We start from the raw sequence: 18,305 nt of genomic DNA, 5'->3' as shown, positions 1-18,305 counted from the left end.
GCCCGGCCGGCGGCGTGTGGTGCGAATATTCACAGGAGCGTGCACTACAGTCGTGGAGGCTCCCTGAGCCGTGACCCGACCGAGCTGACAAAGTGAGATCCGTGACGACCTATCCCGTGGCGCAGCACGCAAAGTCTCCGAGGAGATCCCCGAAGGAGCAGTCCGGCGGGCTCGCGGTCCTCAAGGAGATCGCGATCATCGTGATCAGCGCCCTGGTGCTGTCGTTCCTGATCAAGACCTTCCTGGTGCAGTCGTTCTACATTCCGAGCGCGTCCATGGAGAACACGCTCGTCACCGGCGACCGGGTCATGGTCTCGCGTCTCACCCCCGGTCTCATCGACCTGGAACGCGGCGACATCGTCGTGTTCGTGGACCCGGGCGGCTGGCTGCAGCCGTACACGCCGCCCGACCGGGGCCCCGTCGGCAACGCGATCACGGCGGGTCTGACGGTCGTCGGCCTGCTGCCGTCCGACACCGGCGAGCACCTGATCAAGCGCGCGATCGGCCTGCCCGGCGACCACGTGGTGTGCGACGACGAGTGTGCCAACGACGGCGGGCCCGTGCAGGTCAACGGCGTGCCGATCGACGAGTCGCTGTATCTGAAGCCGGGTAACTCGCCCAGCGGAGGCAAGGCGTTCGACGTCACCGTGCCCCAGGACATGCTCTTCGTCATGGGCGATCACCGGCAGAACTCGGCCGACTCCCGCTTCAACACCAGCAAGCCGGGCGGCGGGTTCGTCCCGGTGGACAACGTCGTGGGAACCGCGTTCTCGACGGTCTGGCCGCTCGACAGGATGGAGTGGCACTCCAATCCGGCCAGTGTGTTCGTCGACGTCCCGGACGAAGCGGCATCGGCTCCAGAGCCGTCCGCCTGACCCGAGGGCCGGAGCGTTGGCCGAGAAGAGCACGCCACGGGTGACGACGCCGGGCGCGGCGCGGATCACCCCCACGCTGCGCACCGAGCGGGCGCTGCTCGCTTCCGGGCCGTTGCTCGTCGCAGGGATGGACGAGGTGGGGCGGGGCGCCCTGGCCGGCCCGGTGAGCGTGGGCGTCGTCGTGGTCGACGCGCGTACCCGCACGGCGCCGAAGGGCCTCGCCGACTCGAAGCTGCTCACGGCCGCGGCGCGCGAAGGACTCGTGCCGAAGGTGCGCCGCTGGGCACTCGCCGCCGCGGTGGGGCACGCGTCCGCCGCCGAGATCGACGCGCACGGCATCATCGCCGCGCTGCGGCTCGCCGGGCGGCGTGCGCTGACCGAGGTGGAGTCCACGGTGGGCAGGGTCGACGTCGTCCTGCTCGACGGCAAGCACGACTGGCTGAGCGACCCCGGGCCGGACCTGTTCGCGTCCGGTGGAATCGACGTCGTGACCGGCTCCGCCGATGTCGCGCCCGACGGAGCGGGGGACATCGGCGTCACCGCCGCGGACGTGGTCAGCGGGCCGGATGTCGTCACCATGATCAAGGCCGACATGCGCTGCTCCTCCGTCGCCGGGGCGAGCGTGCTCGCGAAGGTCGAGCGGGACGCCATCCTCACGCGACTCGCCGGTGACCATCCCCACTACGACTGGGCGAACAACAAGGGCTACAGCGCCCCGGCCCACCTGGAGGCGCTGGCCAACCGCGGGCCCAGCGTGTTGCACCGGCGGTCGTGGAACCTGCCGGGTGCGATGATGGCCGGGTGAGTGCCGAAGACCTCGAGAACTACGAGACGGACATGGAGCTCGCGCTCTATCGCGAGTACCGGGACGTGGTGAGCCTGTTCTCGTACGTGGTGGAGACCGAGCGGCGGTTCTATCTCGCCAACCAGGTGGACCTGCAGGTGCGTTCGGCCGCGGGCGAGGTGTACTTCGAACTGCGGATGGCCGATGCCTGGGTGTGGGACGTGTACCGCTCCGCGCGGTTCGTGAAGTCCGTGCGGGTGGTGACCTTCAAGGACGTGAACGTCGAGGAGCTGGCGAAGGCCGAGCTGACGCTCTGACGTGGTCGCCGGCCGCACGGACCGCTCGTGGGTCATTTCGTCGCCGGTGCAGACGCGTGTGACGGGAATCTGCGGGGGAGACGCCGACCGGTGGTTGTGGAAGGCGCTGCTTCCGCACCGGCGCTGATGCGAGGCCCTTCATGGGAGGGTGACGTGGCGCAGGCTGGTCGCGGAGGTGGGGCGGATGCGAACCAAGGACGAGGTCGGCCGGAGCGGGGAACGGATCGCGCTGGCACATGTCGCGGCACGCGGGTGGACCGTGCTCGCGACGAACTGGCGGTGCGGGCGCCTCGGTGAGCTCGACATCGTCGCGCTCGACGGCGACGTGCTCGTGGTGGTAGAGGTCAAGACCCGGTCGGGCGCCGGGTTCGGGCATCCCAGCGAGGGAGTGACGCCGCGCAAGCTGGCACGGCTGCGCCTGCTGGCCGCGCGGTGGACCGAGGTGCACCGGCACGCGGTGGACCAGGCGCGCGCTCGCGAGGGCGCCGACCTGCCACGCAGCTGGTCGGCGGTGCGGATCGACGTGATCGCGGTGACGCTGCCCGCCGGAGCCGGGCCGGTGGTCGAGCACCTGGAGGCGGTGCTCTGATGGGCGTGGCGACCACGATGGCGGTCTCTCTCGTCGGGCTGGAGGGCCACATGGTGCAGGTGCAGGCGCACCTGAGTGCCACCGTGCCGGGGTTCACCGTGGTGGGGCTGCCGGACACGGCGCTCAACGAGTCGCGGGACCGTGTCCGCGCGGCCGTGACGTCGACCGGGCTGACCTGGCCGGTCCGGAAGATCACGGTGAACCTGTCGCCGGCGGGGCTGCGCAAGCGGGGCAGCGGCTACGACCTGGCGATCGCCGTGGCGGTGCTTGCCGGCGCCGGCGAGATCCCCGCCGGCGGGCTGGATGGCGTGGTGCACCTGGGCGAGCTCGGGCTGGACGGCCGGATCCAGCCCGTGCGCGGGGTGCTCCCGGCGGTCGCGGCGGCGGTCGACGCGGGGTACGAGCGCATCGTCGTGGCGGTCTGCGACGCGGACGAGGCGCGTCTCGTCCCGGGCGCGCGGGTGATCGGCGCGGCCAGTCTCGGCGAGGTCGTCGCCCTGCACGGCGGGGACGCGGCACTCGTCCGCAGTGTCGAACCCGTACGACGGCCCCGGACCGCCGGGTACACCTTCGCGCCGGGCGACATGGCGGACGTCGTCGGCCAGGCCGACGCACGCCGCGCGCTGGAGGTCGCCGCCGCGGGAGGTCACCACCTGTTCTTCGTCGGTCCGCCGGGTTCGGGCAAGACGATGCTCGCCTCGCGGCTCCCCGGCATCCTGCCGGACCTGACCGAGAGGGAGGCCGTCGAGGTCACGGCCGTGCATTCCGTCGCCGGAACGTTCGATCCGGCGGACGGGCTGATCCGGCGCCCACCGTTCGAGGACCCGCACCACACGGCGACCCCGGCGGCCGTGGTGGGCGGCGGGTCCGGGGTGCCGCGGCCGGGCGCGGCGACGCGGGCCCACCGCGGCATCCTGTTCCTCGACGAGGTGGCCGAGTTCCGGCCGAGCGTGCTCGACACGCTGCGGCAACCGCTCGAACAGGGCGAGCTGACCATCCACCGGACCGCCGGGGTGGCCCGCTACCCGGCACGGTTCCAGATGGTGCTCGCCGCCAACCCGTGCCCGTGCGGGATGTCGATCGGCAAGGGCCTGGAGTGCACCTGCACGCCCACGGTCCGGCGCAAGTACCTCGGGCGCCTGTCCGGCCCGCTGCTCGACCGGGTGGACCTGCAGGTCGAGGTCCTCCCAGTGGCGAACGTGGACCGGCAGCAGGGTTCGGGGGAGCCGACGGCGTCCGTGGCGGAGCGGGTCGTCTCGGCGCGGCAGGCCGCGCGGGAACGCCTGCGCGGCACCGGCTGGACGACGAACGCGGAGGTCCCCGGATCGTGGCTGCGCGAGACCCTCCGGCCGCGCGAGGACATCGGCGACCTGCTCGACCATGCCCTCTCGACCGGAATGCTCAGCCTGCGGGGCGCCGACCGGGTCCTGCGGGTCGCCTGGACCATCGCGGACCTCGCCGGACGGGACGCGCCGACGGTGGACGACGTCGGGGACGCGCTCGGCCTGCGGAGAGGAGGCCGCCATGGTTGAGCACGCGCCCGGATCGCCGGCGCGATTCCGGTTCGACACGGCAGACCCGGTGCTGGCCGGCGCCGCGTGGTCGCGCCTCGCCGAGCCGGGTGACGTGGTCGCCGGCGCACTCGTCGCGGCGTTGGGCGCGGGCGAGGCCCTCGCATGGGTCGCCGGTGCGGCGGCCCGGCCCGGGGAGGCGTCCGCGGAACTCGCCCGGCTGGAACCCGGGGCGCGCGTGGCTCGCACGCTGGCGGGAGAGATGGTGACGGGAGAGACGGTGACGGTCCACGACCGTCATGCCGGTGGCTCGCCGGGCGCAGGCCGGAGTGCCGCACCCGGAACAGGGACGCACTCGCCGGCGCGCGCGCTCATGGCAGGCGTCCGGCGCTGGGCCTCGCGGCTCGAGGGCCTGGCGCCGCGCCAGGACCTCGAGGCCCTCGAGCGCCTGGACGGCACCCTTCTCCTGCCGGGTGACGCCGGGTGGCCGGGCGGCCTCGACGCCCTCGGACCCGCCGCCCCGCACGCGCTCTGGGTCCGGGGACGCGGCGACCTGGCCGGCCTGTCGCGGCGGGCCGTCGCGCTGGTCGGCTCGCGCGCCTCCACGAGCTACGGCGAGCGCGTCGCGCGGGACCTGGCGTCCGGGCTCGCCGCCCGCGGGTTCACGGTGGTCTCGGGCGGCGCGCACGGCATCGACGCCGAGGCGCACCGCGCGGCGCTCGCTGTCGACGGGAGCACCCTGGTGCTGCTCGCCTCCGGCGTGGACCGGCTGTATCCGTCGGGCAACCGGCGGCTGATGGAGACGGCGATGAGCGGTGGCGCCGTCGTGGCGGAGGTCCCGCCCGGCTCCACTCCCTTCCGGCAGCGCTTCCTGGCCCGCAACCGCATCATCGCGGCACTCGGCTCGGCGACGGTGGTCGTCGAGGCCGCGATGCGCTCCGGCGCCCTGTCGACGGCGAACCACGCGACCCGGCTCCTGCGGCCGGTGGGGGCCGTGCCGGGCCCGGTCACGTCGATGGCGTCCGCCGGCTGCCACGAACTCCTGCGCTCCGGCGCCGCGGTGTGCGTGACGGACGCGGCCGAGGCTGCCGAGCTCGCCGGAGGCGCGACGGACGCCGCGCCCGCGCGGCACGGGGAGCACCGCCCGGGCGACGGACTCGATCCGTCCGCGAAGGCGGTGCTCGACGCCCTTCCGGTGCGTCGTGGCGCACCCGTGGAGAGCGTCGCCCGCGTCGCGGGCCTCGCGGTGGACGAGACGCGCGCGAAGCTGGGCAGGCTCCTGCTCGCGGGTCTCGCCGAGAAGGAGGGCGGGGCCTGGCGCCGCGGCTCCCGGTGACATGACGCGAGGGCACGGACCCGACGGCACGGACCCGAGGGCACAGTGACGTGACGCCAGGGCACGGTGACACGGCCCGTCGGCGGCAGACACGGCCCGACGGCGGCCTGGGCCGGTGACGGCTCCCGGAGGTCGTGATGCGTGCTTCGGGGGACACACCGCCGGAGGTGCGCGGGGAACGGGGGCCGCGGCAGCAGACTGGAATACGTGGACCTTACGGACCTGTCCGGCTTTCCGCGGCTCCCCGACGAACTCGATCAGGCGGTGAGCCGGTTCGCCACGCATCTCGACACCCAGCGCGGCCACTCCGCGCACACCCGGCGCGCCTACCTGGCCGACGTGACGGACCTGTTGCGATACGCCACGCGACACGGGCGTGGGTCGCTCGCCGCGCTCGATCTCGCGACCCTGCGCGGCTGGCTCGCCGCGCAGTCCGACCGGGGCCTCGCCCGCTCCACCCTCGCGCGGCGGGGGGCGTCCGCCCGCGCGTTCCTGCGCTGGGCCGCGAGCAGCGGCCTCGTGGACGAGGACGTGTCGGCGCGGCTCGCGAGCCCGCGGGTCCCGCGGACGCTCCCGACCGTGCTCGACGTCGACGACGCCGCCCGCCTGCTCGACGCCGCGCGCGAGTGGGCCCACGACACCGAGGGCCCGGCCCGGCCCGCCGCACTGCGAGCCTGGGTTGCCGCCGAACTGCTCTACGGAGCGGGGATCCGGGTGGGGGAACTCGTCTCGGTCGACGTCGGCCAGGTGGACCAGGCCGAGCGCCTCGTCCGGGTGCTCGGCAAGGGCGGCAAGGAGCGCGTCGTGCCCTTCGGCATCCCGGCCGCTCGCGCCGTGCACGAGTGGCTCACCGAGGGACGGCCCGAGCTCGCGACCGCCACCACGGGCGACGCCTTCCTCGTGGGGGAGCGGGGCGGACGCTGGGGTCAGCGGCAGGTGCGCGAGTCGGTCCACCGGCTCGCGGCGCTCGCCGGCGTGCAGGACGTCGCACCCCACGCCCTGCGCCACTCCGCGGCGACCCACCTCCTGCAGGGCGGGTCGGACCTCCGGTCCGTCCAAGAGGTCCTCGGGCACGCGAGCCTCGCCACGACGCAGCGCTACACCCACGTGGACGCGGACAGGCTTCGCGCCGTCTACGCCCAGGCGTTCCCCCGGGCGTGACGCCCGCTCCCGGACCCGGCGGCCTGGCCGGGGTGGGCTCACGCCTGACGTCGGTGAAATCCGCTTCACCCAGCTCCTGTGGCCAGGCCGGATGCGGGTTCACTCCCTCCTGCCGTCGGTGAAGCCCGCCGCACCCAGTTCCGCGGCCGGTCAGCGGTGGGCTCGCCACCTGCCAGGATTTCCCGGCGGTGTTCCCGGTGCCGCCCGTTCCGGACTACGTTCAGGAGTCCGGGAGCAGCACGACGGCCGGACGCTCCGGTCGCAGCAGCGCGAGCGGGTCGACGTAGCGCCCGCCGCTGCGGACACCCCAGTGGACGCAGGACTCGGGGGCGCAGTGCCCCGATGACGTCGCCTCGACCGTGCCGAGCGGATCTCCGGCGGCCACCGAGGTGCCGACCGCGACCGTCGCGGCCACCGGTTCGAGGCTGGAGCGCAGCCCGCCGGCATGCGCCACGACCACCACGCCCCGGCCCGCGACCGTGCCCGCGAACGTCACTGTCCCCGGACCGGGAGATCCGACCCCCGCACCGACGGTCGCGGCGAGGTCCACGCCCCGATGGCCGGCACTCCACGCGCTGGCCGGGGGATCGAACGGGCGCGCGACCCGCGCCGATGAATGCGCGCCACCCACGGGCGGCACGAACCCGCCACCGACGGCTGACACCGGCCCGGCCGAGGCCGGCACGGCGGGCTCGGCCCGGGCTTCGCCGGTCCCGTACGCGGGATTCGCGGGCAGCACGACGAGCGCGAGGGTCAGGAAGGTCGCGGCGAGAAGGTTCATGACACGAGCCTGACGCCCGCACCGCCGTCGTGCGGCGGGCATGGGCCCGCCATGTGCACAATTGCAGTGATCCCCAGCCGTCGGTCGGCGTCGGATGCCGTCACCTCCTCAGGGCGGTACCGGCATCGGTCCAGCCAGGGCCCGCTCACCCGGGCCGACCGATGAGCCGAGTCGTCCGCGACGCGTCCTGTGACATCCGAGATCGCTGCCCCGTGGCACCATGACGCCGTGACCACCACTCCCGACGCAGGCCCGAGGATCCCCTCCCAACTCGTGCTGCTGCTCGTGCTGACCTTCACCACGGGGATCGTCGACGCCGTCGGCTACCTCGGTCTCGACCGCGTCTTCATCGCGAACATGACCGGCAACGTCGTCATCCTCGGCATGGCGCTGGCGGGCGGTGACGACCTCCCGGTCGCCGGTCCGCTCCTCGCGCTCGGCGCCTTCTTCGCCGGCGCGCTGCTCGGCGGACGCCTCACCAATGCCGCCCCGAGGGACTGGGCCCGGGCGTCGACGATCGCCTTCGCGGTCACCGGGACCGTCGCGACCGTGCTCGGCGTGGCGGCCATGATCGAGCCGCCGTCCGAGGGGACGCCCTGGGGCTTCACGGTGACGGGCGTGCTCGCCGTCGCGATGGGTCTGCAGGCGGCCGCGGCCCGGCGGATCGCGGTCAAGGACGTCACCACCGTGGTGGTCACCTCCACGCTCACCGGGCTGGCCGCCGACTCCCGCCTCGCGCAGGGCAGCGGCGAGAACTGGGCGCGCCGGCTCCTCGCGGTCGTGCTCATCCTCGCCGGGGCCGCGTTCGGCGCCCTGCTGCTGAACCTCGCGGGGAGCGCCGGCGTCGGACTGGGCATGCTGGTCGCGGGCGTCGGGAGCCTCGCGGTGACCGTCGTCGGACATCTCCGGCACCGCTGACGCCGGGAGGAGCGGGGGCGCCGGCGCGTCCGGACCGGCTGACGACGCCGCCACCGGAGCCCGGCCGCCTCGCGATCACGCCGGTCCCGCCACGGAACGCGGCGTCCCCGGACGACCGCGGGATCGTCGCCGGCGCCCACGAGGATCACAGACGCGACCGCGCCCGGCGCCGTCGTCGTCCGGTAGACTTCGAGCCGCGATCGCTGTGCTGAGCGACCATCGCTCATCGATCGACATCGCGCGTCACGTGTGCCCGTCACGGCATCGGTCCGCCCCAGGCTTCCGGCCGACGGCGGCGCCGGGCGGGGTGACGCCAGGGACGGCCGTCAGCCGACGGCCGTCGCGGAACCGGAAACTGCGGCGGGAGCGAGAGCTGCCGCCGCCTGATCGTGTGCACCGGCACGGGCGGAGCCCGGCAGTGCACCGGAAGGACGAGTCATGGCCGTCGTGTCCATGCGTCAGCTCCTCGAGAGCGGTGTCCACTTCGGGCACCAGACCCGCCGTTGGAACCCGAAGATGAAGCGGTTCATCTTCACCGAGCGCAACGGCATCTACATCGTCGACCTCCAGCAGTCGCTGTCGTACATCGACGGCGCCTACGAGTTCGTCAAGGAGACCGTCGCCCACGGTGGCACGATCCTGTTCGTCGGCACGAAGAAGCAGGCGCAGGAGGCGGTCGCCGAGCAGGCCGCGCGCGTCGGCATGCCGTACGTCAACCACCGCTGGCTGGGCGGCATGCTCACCAACTTCTCCACCGTGCACAAGCGCCTGCAGCGCCTCAAGGAGCTCGAGGAGATCGACTTCGACGACGTGGCCGGCTCGGGCCTCACGAAGAAGGAGCTCCTCGTGCTGCGCCGCGAGAAGGACAAGCTCACGCGCACGCTCGGCGGCATCCGCGACATGGCCAAGGTTCCCTCGGCCGTGTGGATCGTCGACACGAACAAGGAGCACCTCGCGGTGGACGAGGCCCGCAAGCTGGGCATCCCCGTCGTGGCCATCCTCGACACCAACTGCGACCCGGACATGGTCGACTACGCCATCCCCGGCAACGACGACGCCATCCGCTCCGTCAGCCTGCTGACGCGCGTGATCGCCGACGCGGCCGCCGAGGGCCTCATGAAGCGCCACTCCGGCAAGACCGGGGCCGAGGAGGAGGCGGCCGCCGAGGCCGAGCCGCTGGCCGAGTGGGAGCGTGAGCTCCTGGCGGGCGAGGGCAAGGACGCGCCCGAGGGCGAGTCCGCTCCGGCCGCTGAGACCTCTCCGGCCGCCGAGTCGGCCCCGGCCGCCGAGGCCACCCCCGCCGCCGAGGCCACCCCGGCTGCCGAGGTGCCGGCCACGGAGGCGCCGGCCGAGGAGGAGGCGTCCTCCGACGCCCCCGCCGCCGAGCCCACCGAGAAGTGACAGCCGACCCACCTGCACGGAGGACTAACGACAATGGCGAACTACACCGCCGCTGACATCAAGGCTCTGCGCGAGAAGACCGGCGCGGGCATGCTCGACGTCAAGAAGGCTCTCGACGAGGCCGACGGCAACGCCGAGAAGGCCGTCGAGATCATTCGCAAGAAGGGCCTGGCCCGCGCCGCCAAGCGCGAGGGCAACGCCACGTCGGAGGGCCTCGTCGCGGTGAAGGTCTCCGACACCGCCGACGGCCAGGTCGCCACGATGATCGAGCTGAACGCCGAGACGGACTTCGTCGTGAAGAACGAGAAGTTCATCGCCCTGGCCGACGCCGTTCTCGAGGCCGCCGACGCCGCGGGCGCCACGGACGAGGTCTCGGCCGCGGCCGCCCCCGCCGGGGAGGGCACGGTCGCCGACCTGATCGCCACCGAGGGTGCGACGCTGGGCGAGAAGGTCGTGCTGCGCCGGGTCGCGCGTGTCGAGGGCCCGAGCATCACCACGTACCTGCACCGGACGGCGAAGGACCTGCCGCCGAGCGTGGGCGTCGTCGTGGTGACCGACGAGGCGGGTGCCGCCGTCGCCAAGGACGTGGCCCAGCACGTGGCCGCCCTGGCGCCGAAGTACCTGACCCGCGAGGACGTCCCGGCGGACGTCGTCGAGAAGGAGCGCGAGATCGCTCGCGAGCGCTCGATCGCCGAGGGCAAGCCGGAGGCGGCGCTCCCGAAGATCGTCGAGGGCCGCCTGAACGGCTTCTTCAAGGAGGCCGTGCTGCTGGACCAGGCGCTGGCGAAGGACTCGAAGACGACGGTCGGCAAGTACGTCGCCGACGCGAACGGCACGCTGCAGGCGTTCGTCCGTTTCCGCGTCGGTTCCTGACGCACCACGGGTGGCCCGGTCCGCGTACACGCGGGCCGGGCCACCGGCGTATCGACGGCGGGCCACGCCGGACGCGGGCCGAGGATGCGCGACGGGACGGCGGGTACGGCACGATTCTCAGGGGACCACCACGAACACCGGCGACCACGAACGAAGGGCGAGGCACGTGAGCGATCAGGACGACCGGAGCGGCAAGGAGCGGCGGCTGCTGCCCACCGCGGCCGCGATGACACCGCACGCGGCGACCGGCAGGGCCGTCGACTCGGAGGGCAATCCCGCGCGGCGCGTGCTCCTGAAGCTCTCGGGCGAGGCGTTCGGCGGCGGCAGCATCGGTCTGGACGCCGGGGTGGTGCGACGCATCGCCGCCGAGGTCGGCGAGGCGGTGCGCAGCGGGATCCAGGTGGCGATCGTCGTCGGCGGAGGAAACTTCTTCCGCGGTGCCGAGCTGAGCCAGGCCGGCATGGACCGGGCGCGGGCCGACTACATGGGCATGCTCGGTACGGTGATGAACTGTCTCGCGCTGCAGGACTTCCTCGAGCAGGCGGGGGTCACCACCCGGGTCCAGACCGCGATCGCGATGGGACAGGTGGCGGAGCCGTACATCCCGCTGCGTGCCATCCGGCACCTGGAGAAGGGCCGCGTGGTCATCTTCGGTGCGGGGGCGGGGCTGCCGTACTTCTCGACGGACACGGTCTCGGTGCAGCGTGCGCTCGAGACGCACTGCGAGCAGGTGCTGATGGGCAAGAACGGGGTCGACGGCGTGTACGACGCGGACCCCCGCAAGGTGCCCGACGCGCGGAAGCTGGAGCATGTCACCTACACGGAGGCACTCGTGAAGGGGCTGGCGGTCATGGACGCCACCGCGCTGAGCATGTGCCGCGACAACGACGTCCAGATGCGGGTCTTCGGCATGGAGGGGGACGGTAACGTGACGCGTGCGCTCCAGGGGGAGCCCCTCGGCACGCTCGTCACCGCGCGATAGGGCGGCCCGCTCACGTCGCTCTCACGTCGCTTCTTCGGACTAGAGTGACCTAGCAGTGCACCGACGGACCAGCAGCAAGAGACAGGAGTACCGGTGATCGACGAGACACTTCTCGAAGCCGAGGAGAAGATGGAGAAGGCGATCGAGGTCGCCAAGGAGGACTTCGCGGGGATCCGTACCGGGCGCGCGAACGCCGGCATGTTCAACAAGATCACCGTCGACTACTACGGGGCGCCGACGCCGCTGCAGCAGCTCGCGTCGTTCAACATCCCGGACGCGCGCACGGTGCTGATCTCGCCGTTCGACAAGAGCTCGATGACGACCATCGAGAAGGCCCTGCGCGAGTCGGATCTCGGCGTGAACCCGTCGAACGACGGCAACGCGATCCGCGTGATCATGCCCACCCTCACCGAGGAGCGCCGCCGCGACTACGTGAAGCTCGCCAAGCAGAAGGCGGAGGAGGCGCGCGTCGTCGTGCGCAACGTGCGCCGCAAGGCCAAGGACACGCTCGACCGCATCGTGAAGGACGGCGAGGCGGGCGAGGACGAGGTGGCTCGCGCGGAGAAGGACCTCGAGGCCCTGACCAAGCGCCACGTCGAGGCGGTGGACGCGCTGCTCGCGGGCAAGGAGAGCGAGCTGCTCGAGGTCTGATGCCGCGCCGAGCCCAGCCCAGCACCGCCCTGCCCAGTACCGTCCAGCCCAGCACCGCCCAGCCCGTACCCGTTCCGAGCGAGGTCCCGATGCCACGGTCGCCCGAGCCGGCCGCCGGCCGGACGTCGCGCGCCGGCCGCAACCTCCCGGCCGCGATCGCCGTCGGCCTCCTCCTGCTCGCGGCGGTCGCCGCGTCGTTGTACTGGCGGCCGGAGCCGTTCCTCGCGTTCGAGGCCGTGCTCATGTGGGCGGGCCTGTGGGAACTGCGGCAGGCGTTCGCCCGTCGCCGGTTGCGGCTGCCGATGACGCCGCTCTTCGCGGGCTCCGTCGGGATGCTGGTGTCGGCCTACTACGGCGGCGCCGAGGCGCTGCTCGTCGCGTTCATGCTCACGGTGGGTGCGTGCGTGGTCTGGCGGGCGCTGGACGGCTCCGGGACGTCGGCGGTCCGTGACGCGGCCGCGGCCACCTTCGGCGCCGCCTATCTGCCCTTCCTCGCCGGCTTCGTCGCGCTCATGCTCGCGCAGCCCGACGGCGAGCTCCGCGTGGCCCTGTTCGTGCTGCTGGCGGTCGCGAACGACACGGGCGGCTACATCGCCGGGGTGCTTCTCGGGCGCCACCCGCTCGCTCCGACCGTGAGCCCGAAGAAGTCGTGGGAGGGCCTGATGGGCTCTCTCGTGCTCGCCTCGGGCGTGGGCGTGCTGGGCGCCGTCTACGGGCTCGGGGCGGACCCTCTGGTCGGGGTGGTCCTCGGCGTGCTGACGGCCGTCACGGCCACGATCGGTGATCTGGCCGAGTCACTCCTCAAGCGGGACCTAGAATTGAAGGACATGGGTTCGCTGCTCCCGGGGCACGGGGGCGTGCTCGACCGGCTGGATTCGCTCCTGCTGACCGCACCCTTCGTCTATCTCGTTCTCTCGGTGGTCGCCTGATGTCCGTTCCTTCCCCTGCCTCCCAGGTCCGTCCCGGTGACGAGACCACGCCGATCCCGCTCCAGATGGCCCCGCGCCGGCGCGGCAAGCCGCCGCGCCACTTCGCGGACCTCACCGCCGCCGAGCGGGTGGCATCCGTGGTCGAGGCGGGGGAGAAGCCGTTCCGGGCCAAGCAGCTGGCCACGCACTACTTCACGCACTTCACGTCCGACCCGGCCGAGATGACCGATCTGCCGGCCGCGAGCCGTACCGCGCTCGCCGAGACGATGTTCCCGCAGCTGATCCGTCCCACCAAGGTCATGGAGGCCGACGGCGGGACGACGGTCAAGACCCTCTGGCACCTGTTCGACGACGCCAAGGTCGAGTCGGTGCTGATGCGGTACCCGCAGCGCACCACGCTGTGCGTGTCGAGCCAGGCGGGCTGCGGCATGGCGTGCCCGTTCTGCGCGACGGGCCAGCTCGGCCTGACGCGCAACCTGTCCACGGCCGAGATCCTGGAGCAGGTGCGAGCGGCGTTCCGCGCCCTGGACCGCGGGGAGATCCCCGGTGGCCCCGCGCGGCTGAACAACCTGGTCTTCATGGGCATGGGCGAGCCCCTGGCGAACTACAAGGCGATCATCGAGACCGTCCGCACCCTCGTCGCCCCGCAGCCCGACGGTCTCGGCATGAGCGCGCGCAACATCACGGTCTCGACCGTGGGCCTGGTTCCCGCCATGCGCAAGCTGGCCGACGAGGGCATCCCGGTCACGCTGGCGCTGAGCCTGCATGCGCCCGACGACGACCTGCGCAGCGAGCTCGTGCCGATCAACACGCGCTGGAGCGTCGACGAGGCGATCGACGCGGCCCGGCACTACTACGACGTCACGGGCCGGCGTGTGTCGATCGAGTACGCCCTCATCAAGGACATGAACGACCACGGCTGGCGTGCCGACCTGCTCGGGAAGAAGCTCAACGCCCGGGGCAGGGGCTGGGTGCACGTCAACCCGATCCCCCTGAACCCGACGCCGGGCTCGATCTGGACCGCCAGTGATCGCGAGGTCGAGGACGAGTTTGTGGCACGATTGCGCGGGCACGGGATTCCCACGACGATCCGGGACACACGCGGTAGCGACATCGACGGCGCCTGCGGACAGCTGGCCGCTGAGGAGGACGACGAGTGAGTGGTGGCATGTTCAACAACGTTCCCCCGTACCGCACCGGCTACGACCGGGACGAGGTGGACGAGTTCTTCGAGCACGCCCGGCAGGCGTACGAAGGTCGCACGGCGGAACGTGTGACCAGCGCCGACATCCAGGCGTCGACGTTCGACCTGGTCCGCGGCGGGTACAACACGCACGAGGTCGACGCGGCGCTCGACCGCCTCGAGGCGGCGTTCATCGCGCGGCAGCGCGCCGAGTACGTGTCCGCGAACGGCCAGCAGGCCTGGATGAACGCGCTCGCCGAGCGCGCCCGGACGCTGTACGGCCGGCTGGGCAGGCCCGACGGCGAGAAGTTCGCGCCCGCCGAGCGTGGCCAGCAGGGCTACAACATGGACGACGTCGACGACCTGTGCGACCGGCTCGTCGGCTATTTCGACCGGCAGGAGCCGCTGACCGCCGCCGAGGTGCGGTCCGCGACCTTCGGTCGCGCGCGCGGGCCCGAGGCCTACGAGGAGGCGTCCGTGGACGCGTTCTTCTCCCGGGCGGTCGAGGTCCTGCTCGGCGTCGAGTGACGCGGCGGGTCGGCGCCGTGCGATGCCGTGCCGCCCTCGCGTGACGCCGGGGACCGGGGCTCTCCTAGGCTGTTCCCGTCAGGCGCGGGGACCCCGCGCGGCAGTACCTCATCGAGGAGGCATGCATGCAGCTGGACGGAGCATCGGCGATCGTCACGGGCGGGGCGTCGGGCCTCGGCTTCGCGACGGCGCGAGTCCTGGCCGACGACGGAGCATCGGTGACCCTGGTGGACCTGGCGTCGTCGCGTGGCGAGGACGCCGCGACGGAGATCGGGCGAGGCGCCCGGTTCGTCCCGGCGGACGTCACCAGTGAGGAGCAGGTGCGGGCCGCGGTGGACGCGGCGCAGGAGGCGGGCCCGCTGCGGGTGGCCGTGAACTGCGCCGGCATCGCGACCGCGGGCCGGACGGTCGGCCGCGAGGGTCCGGCGCCGCTGGACGTCTTCGAGCGCACGGTGCGGGTGAACCTCGTGGGGACGTTCAACGTGACACGGCTCGCGGCGGCGGCGATGGCCGCGAACGAACCGGGGGTGGGGCAGGTCCCCGGCGGCCCGGTGACGCCCGAGCGGGGCGTGGTCGTGTGCACGGCGTCCGTGGCCGCCTACGACGGGCAGATCGGCCAGGCGGCCTACGCGGCGTCCAAGGGTGGCGTGGCGTCGATGACGCTGCCGATCGCGCGCGACCTGTCGAAGCTTCTGGTGCGCGTCGTGACGGTGGCCCCCGGCATCATGCGTACCCCGATGATGGACGGCATGCCGGAGGAGGTACAGGCGAGCCTGGCGGCGCAGATCCCGCACCCGTCGCGCATGGGCTCCCCGGCGGAGTACGCCTCGCTGGTCCGCCAGATCGTCGCCAACCCCCTGATCAACGGCGAGGTCATCCGCCTGGACGGCGCGATCCGCATGCAGCCGAAGTAGCGGCCCGCGGCCGCGGCGACGCCCGGACGTCGGCGTCATGTCCCGGCCACGGACGGAGCCCTGGACGCGATGCGCCGAGGCCGGCCGTCGAACACGACGCCCGACCTCGGCGCGCGGCCGAGGTGTCCGCCCTCAGTGAGACTTGACCGCCCCGAGGAAGGCCTTCGTGCGCTCGTGCTGCGGATCGACGAGCACGTCCGCGGGCGCGCCGGACTCGATGATCTGGCCGCCGTCGAACATCACGACGCGGTCGGCCATCTCGCGGGCGAAGCCCATCTCGTGGGTCACCAGCATCATCGTGGTGCGGCCTTCCTCGGCGATGTCCCGCAGCACGTTGAGGACCTCCCCGACCAGCTCCGGGTCGAGGGCGGAGGTGACCTCGTCGAAGAGCATCACCTTCGGCTCGCACGCCAGGGAACGGGCGATCGCGACCCGCTGCTTCTGGCCGCCGGAGAGTTGCCCCGGCGTCTGGTTCGCTGCGTGGGCCAGCCCGACCTTGTCCAGCAGTTCCATGCCGGAGTCGCGAGCCTGCTCGCGCGACTTGCCGTGCACCTTCATCGGCGCCAGCATGATGTTCTCCAGCGCCGTCATGTGCGGGAACAGGTTGAAGTGCTGGAACACCATGCCGATGTCGGACCGCACCGCGCGGATGTGCGACTCCCGCGCCGGGCGCAGCTTGCTGCCGTGCAGCTCGTGGTACAGGTGGCGGCCGCCGACCTCGATCGTTCCCGAGTCGATGCGCTCGAGCGTCATGGTGGCTCGCAGGATCGTCGTCTTGCCGGAACCCGACGGGCCGATGATGACCACACGCTCGCCCGCCGCGACGTCCAGGTCGAGGTCGCGCAGCACCACGTTGCTGCCGAACGCCTTGGTCACGCCGCGCATCCGGACGCCCGCGGCGCCCTTCTCCGAGATCTGGCCCGGGGTCGCGGTCTCAGACACGCTCATAGGAAATCCTCTTCTCGAGTCGGCGGACGAGCCACGCCGCCGGCAGACTCACCAGCAGGAAGCCAACGCCTGCCAGCAGATACGGTTCGGTGGTACGGAAGGTCTCGGCACGCACCTGGTCGGCGAAGAACAGCAGACAGTGGACGTTGACCGCGACACCCAGCGGCGCGTCCTTGAACGCAGCCACGAGGTAGTTGCCCAGCGCGGGCAGCACGTTCGGCACGGCCTGCGGGATGACGACCCGCGACCAGGTGGTCACGGGCCCGAGGTTGAGGGCCGTGGCAGCCTCCCACTGGCCCTTGTCCACGCTGTTGATCCCGGCGCGGTAGGCCTCCGAGCAGTAGGTGGCGTAGTGGATCCCCAGGCCGAGCGTGAGGATCTCGATGGGTACGAGCGAGATGCCGTCGATCGAGCGGAAGAACGCCTGCCAGAAGAACAGCTGCACCAGCAGCGGCGTCGACCGGATGAACTCGATCACGAGCGCCGTCGGCCAGCTCACCCATCGGACATGGGTGCGCCGGCCGAGCGCCAGGACGAAGCCCAGCACGACGGCCACGGCGAAGCCCAGCACGGTCGCCTTCGCGATCACCAGCACGCCCTGCACCATGAGCGGGACCATGTGGAAGAAGAACATCCAGTCGAAGGAGACGTCGCCGGGTGGTGCTTCCATCTGGGTCCGGTAGTTCGCCGGGACCGACACCGCGCCGATGAGCAGGGCGGACCCCACCGAGGTGAGAATCAGGGGCACGAGGACGTCCGGGCGCTGGAACCACTTGCGGTGCGGCCGGAACTCCTCGACGACCGGTGCGGCGCCCGCTGTCGTCTGTGTCATCTCAGCCCACCTTCCCCTCGGCCGACGCGGGGCGCAGCCGCTCCAGCTCCTTGGCCGTGAGGGCGGGTCCGCCCTCGTAGCGCTTCTCCATGAGCCGTTCCGCGAGCCGGAAGAGCAGGTTGATCACCTGAGCCAGGACGAAGTAGATGACCAGGACGTTGAGGTAGAGCATCGGGAGGTTCCCGACCGCGTCCGCGAGCTGTTGCTGCCGGATGTTCCGCGCCATCTGCATGACGTCCGTGAGGCCGATGAGGCTGACCAGCGCGGTGCCCTTGAGGATCTCGATGGTGAGGTTGCCCATGGGCGGCAGGATGACCGTCATCGCCTGGGGCAGGACGACATGCCACAGCCGCTGCAGGGGCGTGAGGTTCAGCGAGATCGACGCCTCGGTCTGGCCCTTCGGCACCGACTGGATCGCGCCGCGGATGATCTCCGCGCCGTACCCGCCCATGTTGATGCCGAGCGCGAACGTGGCGAGCAAGATCAGGCTCTCCTGCGGTACGCCGAACAGGATCGGGATCGCGATCGCGACGATGAACAGCAGGATGATCGAGGAGATCCCGCGCGCGAACTCCACGAAGCCCAGGGCGATGCCGCGTACCCAGGCTCGCTCGGAGAGACGGGCCACGCCCACCACGAGCGACAGAACGATCCCGACCACGAAGGCGAGGCCCAGGATCTGGAGGGTGACGAGTGCTCCTCGGAGCAGGAGCGTGTACTGGCTACCCGTCAGGAGCCATGCTTCCACGTTGATCAACTTCTTTCCGGCGATCATGGCGCGGGCTCCGGGGC

At 72.2% G+C, this 18,305-nt stretch carries 20 protein-coding genes; 16 read left to right on the top strand and 4 right to left on the bottom strand.

The genetic code is table 11. The annotated features are described in order from the left end of the window. Positions 1-101: 101 nt before the first annotated feature. The 7 genes from lepB (at position 102) to IIE03_RS02520 (ending at position 6,573) form a co-directional block, all read left to right on the top strand. On the top strand, positions 102-875 hold the full coding sequence (gene lepB / locus IIE03_RS02550; RefSeq protein ID WP_318842759.1) for a signal peptidase I: 774 nt from the start codon (positions 102-104) through the stop codon (positions 873-875). 16 nt (positions 876-891) lie between these two features. Beyond that, positions 892-1,680, top strand: coding sequence for a ribonuclease HII (locus tag IIE03_RS02545; RefSeq protein WP_225997144.1), 789 nt, complete (start codon positions 892-894; stop codon positions 1,678-1,680). Next, positions 1,677-1,976, top strand: coding sequence for a DUF2469 domain-containing protein (locus tag IIE03_RS02540; protein WP_192861150.1), 300 nt, complete (start codon positions 1,677-1,679; stop codon positions 1,974-1,976). The genes IIE03_RS02545 and IIE03_RS02540 overlap by 4 nt, the downstream gene beginning before the upstream one ends. 184 nt (positions 1,977-2,160) lie before the next feature. Then, a complete protein-coding gene (locus tag IIE03_RS02535) occupies positions 2,161-2,565 on the top strand; it encodes a YraN family protein (RefSeq protein ID WP_192861149.1) in 405 nt (134 codons plus the stop codon). Beyond that, the gene (locus IIE03_RS02530; protein WP_192861148.1) at positions 2,565-4,097 is read left to right on the top strand and encodes a YifB family Mg chelatase-like AAA ATPase; all 1,533 of its coding nucleotides are present in this window, start codon (positions 2,565-2,567) and stop codon (positions 4,095-4,097) included. The genes IIE03_RS02535 and IIE03_RS02530 overlap by 1 nt, the downstream gene beginning before the upstream one ends. Continuing rightward, the gene (gene dprA / locus IIE03_RS02525) at positions 4,090-5,412 is read left to right on the top strand and encodes a DNA-processing protein DprA (RefSeq protein ID WP_192861147.1); all 1,323 of its coding nucleotides are present in this window, start codon (positions 4,090-4,092) and stop codon (positions 5,410-5,412) included. Before IIE03_RS02530 ends, dprA begins: the two co-directional genes overlap by 8 nt. Positions 5,413-5,619: 207 nt before the next feature. Beyond that, a complete protein-coding gene (locus IIE03_RS02520) occupies positions 5,620-6,573 on the top strand; it encodes a tyrosine recombinase XerC (protein ID WP_318842758.1) in 954 nt (317 codons plus the stop codon). Between the two features lie 220 nt (positions 6,574-6,793). Here IIE03_RS02520 and IIE03_RS02515 read toward each other — a convergent pair whose 3' ends face one another. Beyond that, complete coding sequence (locus IIE03_RS02515) at positions 6,794-7,354, bottom strand: M23 family metallopeptidase (RefSeq protein ID WP_192861146.1); 561 nt, start codon at positions 7,352-7,354, stop codon at positions 6,794-6,796. Between the two features lie 228 nt (positions 7,355-7,582). On the opposite strand from IIE03_RS02515, the gene IIE03_RS02510 reads away from it, so the two are divergent. The 9 genes from IIE03_RS02510 (at position 7,583) to IIE03_RS02470 (ending at position 15,733) form a co-directional block, all read left to right on the top strand. After that, positions 7,583-8,272 carry a YoaK family protein gene (locus IIE03_RS02510; protein WP_318842757.1) on the top strand — a complete coding sequence of 230 codons (690 nt, stop codon included), beginning with the start codon at positions 7,583-7,585 and terminating at the stop codon, positions 8,270-8,272. Positions 8,273-8,710: 438 nt separating this feature from the next. Then, complete coding sequence (rpsB, locus tag IIE03_RS02505; protein WP_192861145.1) at positions 8,711-9,673, top strand: 30S ribosomal protein S2; 963 nt, start codon at positions 8,711-8,713, stop codon at positions 9,671-9,673. Positions 9,674-9,706: 33 nt separating this feature from the next. Further along, positions 9,707-10,546, top strand: a complete 840-nt coding sequence (gene tsf / locus IIE03_RS02500) for a translation elongation factor Ts (RefSeq protein WP_192861144.1) — start codon at positions 9,707-9,709, stop codon at positions 10,544-10,546. A gap of 226 nt (positions 10,547-10,772) precedes the next feature. After that, positions 10,773-11,528: a UMP kinase gene (gene pyrH, locus IIE03_RS02495; RefSeq protein WP_192861154.1), complete on the top strand. Its 756-nt coding sequence runs from the start codon at positions 10,773-10,775 to the stop codon at positions 11,526-11,528. Positions 11,529-11,621: 93 nt separating this feature from the next. Further along, positions 11,622-12,179 (top strand): ribosome recycling factor, encoded by a 558-nt coding sequence (gene frr, locus IIE03_RS02490; RefSeq protein WP_192861143.1) that lies wholly within the window; start codon positions 11,622-11,624, stop codon positions 12,177-12,179. Positions 12,180-12,268: 89 nt separating this feature from the next. Then, a complete protein-coding gene (locus IIE03_RS02485) occupies positions 12,269-13,108 on the top strand; it encodes a phosphatidate cytidylyltransferase (RefSeq protein ID WP_192861142.1) in 840 nt (279 codons plus the stop codon). After that, entirely contained in the window at positions 13,108-14,268 is a 1,161-nt protein-coding gene (gene rlmN / locus IIE03_RS02480) for a dual-specificity RNA methyltransferase RlmN (protein WP_192861141.1), read from the top strand. The genes IIE03_RS02485 and rlmN overlap by 1 nt, the downstream gene beginning before the upstream one ends. Before the next feature lie 8 nt (positions 14,269-14,276). After that, positions 14,277-14,819, top strand: coding sequence for a DivIVA domain-containing protein (locus tag IIE03_RS02475; RefSeq protein ID WP_192861153.1), 543 nt, complete (start codon positions 14,277-14,279; stop codon positions 14,817-14,819). A 125-nt stretch (positions 14,820-14,944) separates the two neighbouring features. Next, complete coding sequence (locus tag IIE03_RS02470) at positions 14,945-15,733, top strand: SDR family NAD(P)-dependent oxidoreductase (protein ID WP_192861140.1); 789 nt, start codon at positions 14,945-14,947, stop codon at positions 15,731-15,733. Between the two features lie 132 nt (positions 15,734-15,865). On the opposite strand, the gene ehuA is transcribed toward IIE03_RS02470, so the two are convergent. The 3 genes from ehuA to IIE03_RS02455 form a co-directional block, all read right to left on the bottom strand. Beyond that, complete coding sequence (gene ehuA / locus IIE03_RS02465) at positions 15,866-16,681, bottom strand: ectoine/hydroxyectoine ABC transporter ATP-binding protein EhuA (RefSeq protein WP_192861139.1); 816 nt, start codon at positions 16,679-16,681, stop codon at positions 15,866-15,868. Then, complete coding sequence (gene ehuD / locus IIE03_RS02460) at positions 16,668-17,513, bottom strand: ectoine/hydroxyectoine ABC transporter permease subunit EhuD (protein ID WP_225997143.1); 846 nt, start codon at positions 17,511-17,513, stop codon at positions 16,668-16,670. The genes ehuA and ehuD overlap by 14 nt, the downstream gene beginning before the upstream one ends. A 1-nt stretch (position 17,514) precedes the next feature. Then, on the bottom strand, positions 17,515-18,305 hold a 791-nt coding region (locus tag IIE03_RS02455), incomplete at its 5' end, for an amino acid ABC transporter permease (protein ID WP_225997142.1).

The sequence above is a fragment of the Myceligenerans pegani genome, from assembly GCF_014892515.1.
Taxonomy (GTDB): domain Bacteria; phylum Actinomycetota; class Actinomycetes; order Actinomycetales; family Cellulomonadaceae; genus Myceligenerans; species Myceligenerans pegani.
The sequence above is the reverse complement of the archived record's forward strand: the minus strand, read 5'-3'. Positions and strand labels throughout refer to the sequence as shown.

Excerpts from the sequence above, each read along its gene's own strand:
- IIE03_RS02535 (WP_192861149.1), top strand. The coding sequence starts at position 2,161 with ATGCGAACCAAGGACGAGGTCGGCCGGAGCGGGGAACGGATCGCGCTG.
- IIE03_RS02530 (WP_192861148.1), top strand. The coding sequence starts at position 2,565 with ATGGGCGTGGCGACCACGATGGCGGTCTCTCTCGTCGGGCTGGAGGGC.
- dprA (WP_192861147.1), top strand. The coding sequence starts at position 4,090 with ATGGTTGAGCACGCGCCCGGATCGCCGGCGCGATTCCGGTTCGACACG.
- IIE03_RS02515 (WP_192861146.1), bottom strand. The coding sequence starts at position 7,354 with ATGAACCTTCTCGCCGCGACCTTCCTGACCCTCGCGCTCGTCGTGCTG.
- rpsB (WP_192861145.1), top strand. The coding sequence starts at position 8,711 with ATGGCCGTCGTGTCCATGCGTCAGCTCCTCGAGAGCGGTGTCCACTTC.
- tsf (WP_192861144.1), top strand. The coding sequence starts at position 9,707 with ATGGCGAACTACACCGCCGCTGACATCAAGGCTCTGCGCGAGAAGACC.
- pyrH (WP_192861154.1), top strand. The coding sequence starts at position 10,773 with ATGACACCGCACGCGGCGACCGGCAGGGCCGTCGACTCGGAGGGCAAT.
- IIE03_RS02485 (WP_192861142.1), top strand. The coding sequence starts at position 12,269 with ATGCCACGGTCGCCCGAGCCGGCCGCCGGCCGGACGTCGCGCGCCGGC.
- rlmN (WP_192861141.1), top strand. The coding sequence starts at position 13,108 with ATGTCCGTTCCTTCCCCTGCCTCCCAGGTCCGTCCCGGTGACGAGACC.
- IIE03_RS02475 (WP_192861153.1), top strand. The coding sequence starts at position 14,277 with ATGTTCAACAACGTTCCCCCGTACCGCACCGGCTACGACCGGGACGAG.
- IIE03_RS02470 (WP_192861140.1), top strand. The coding sequence starts at position 14,945 with ATGCAGCTGGACGGAGCATCGGCGATCGTCACGGGCGGGGCGTCGGGC.
- ehuA (WP_192861139.1), bottom strand. The coding sequence starts at position 16,681 with ATGAGCGTGTCTGAGACCGCGACCCCGGGCCAGATCTCGGAGAAGGGC.
- ehuD (WP_225997143.1), bottom strand. The coding sequence starts at position 17,513 with ATGACACAGACGACAGCGGGCGCCGCACCGGTCGTCGAGGAGTTCCGG.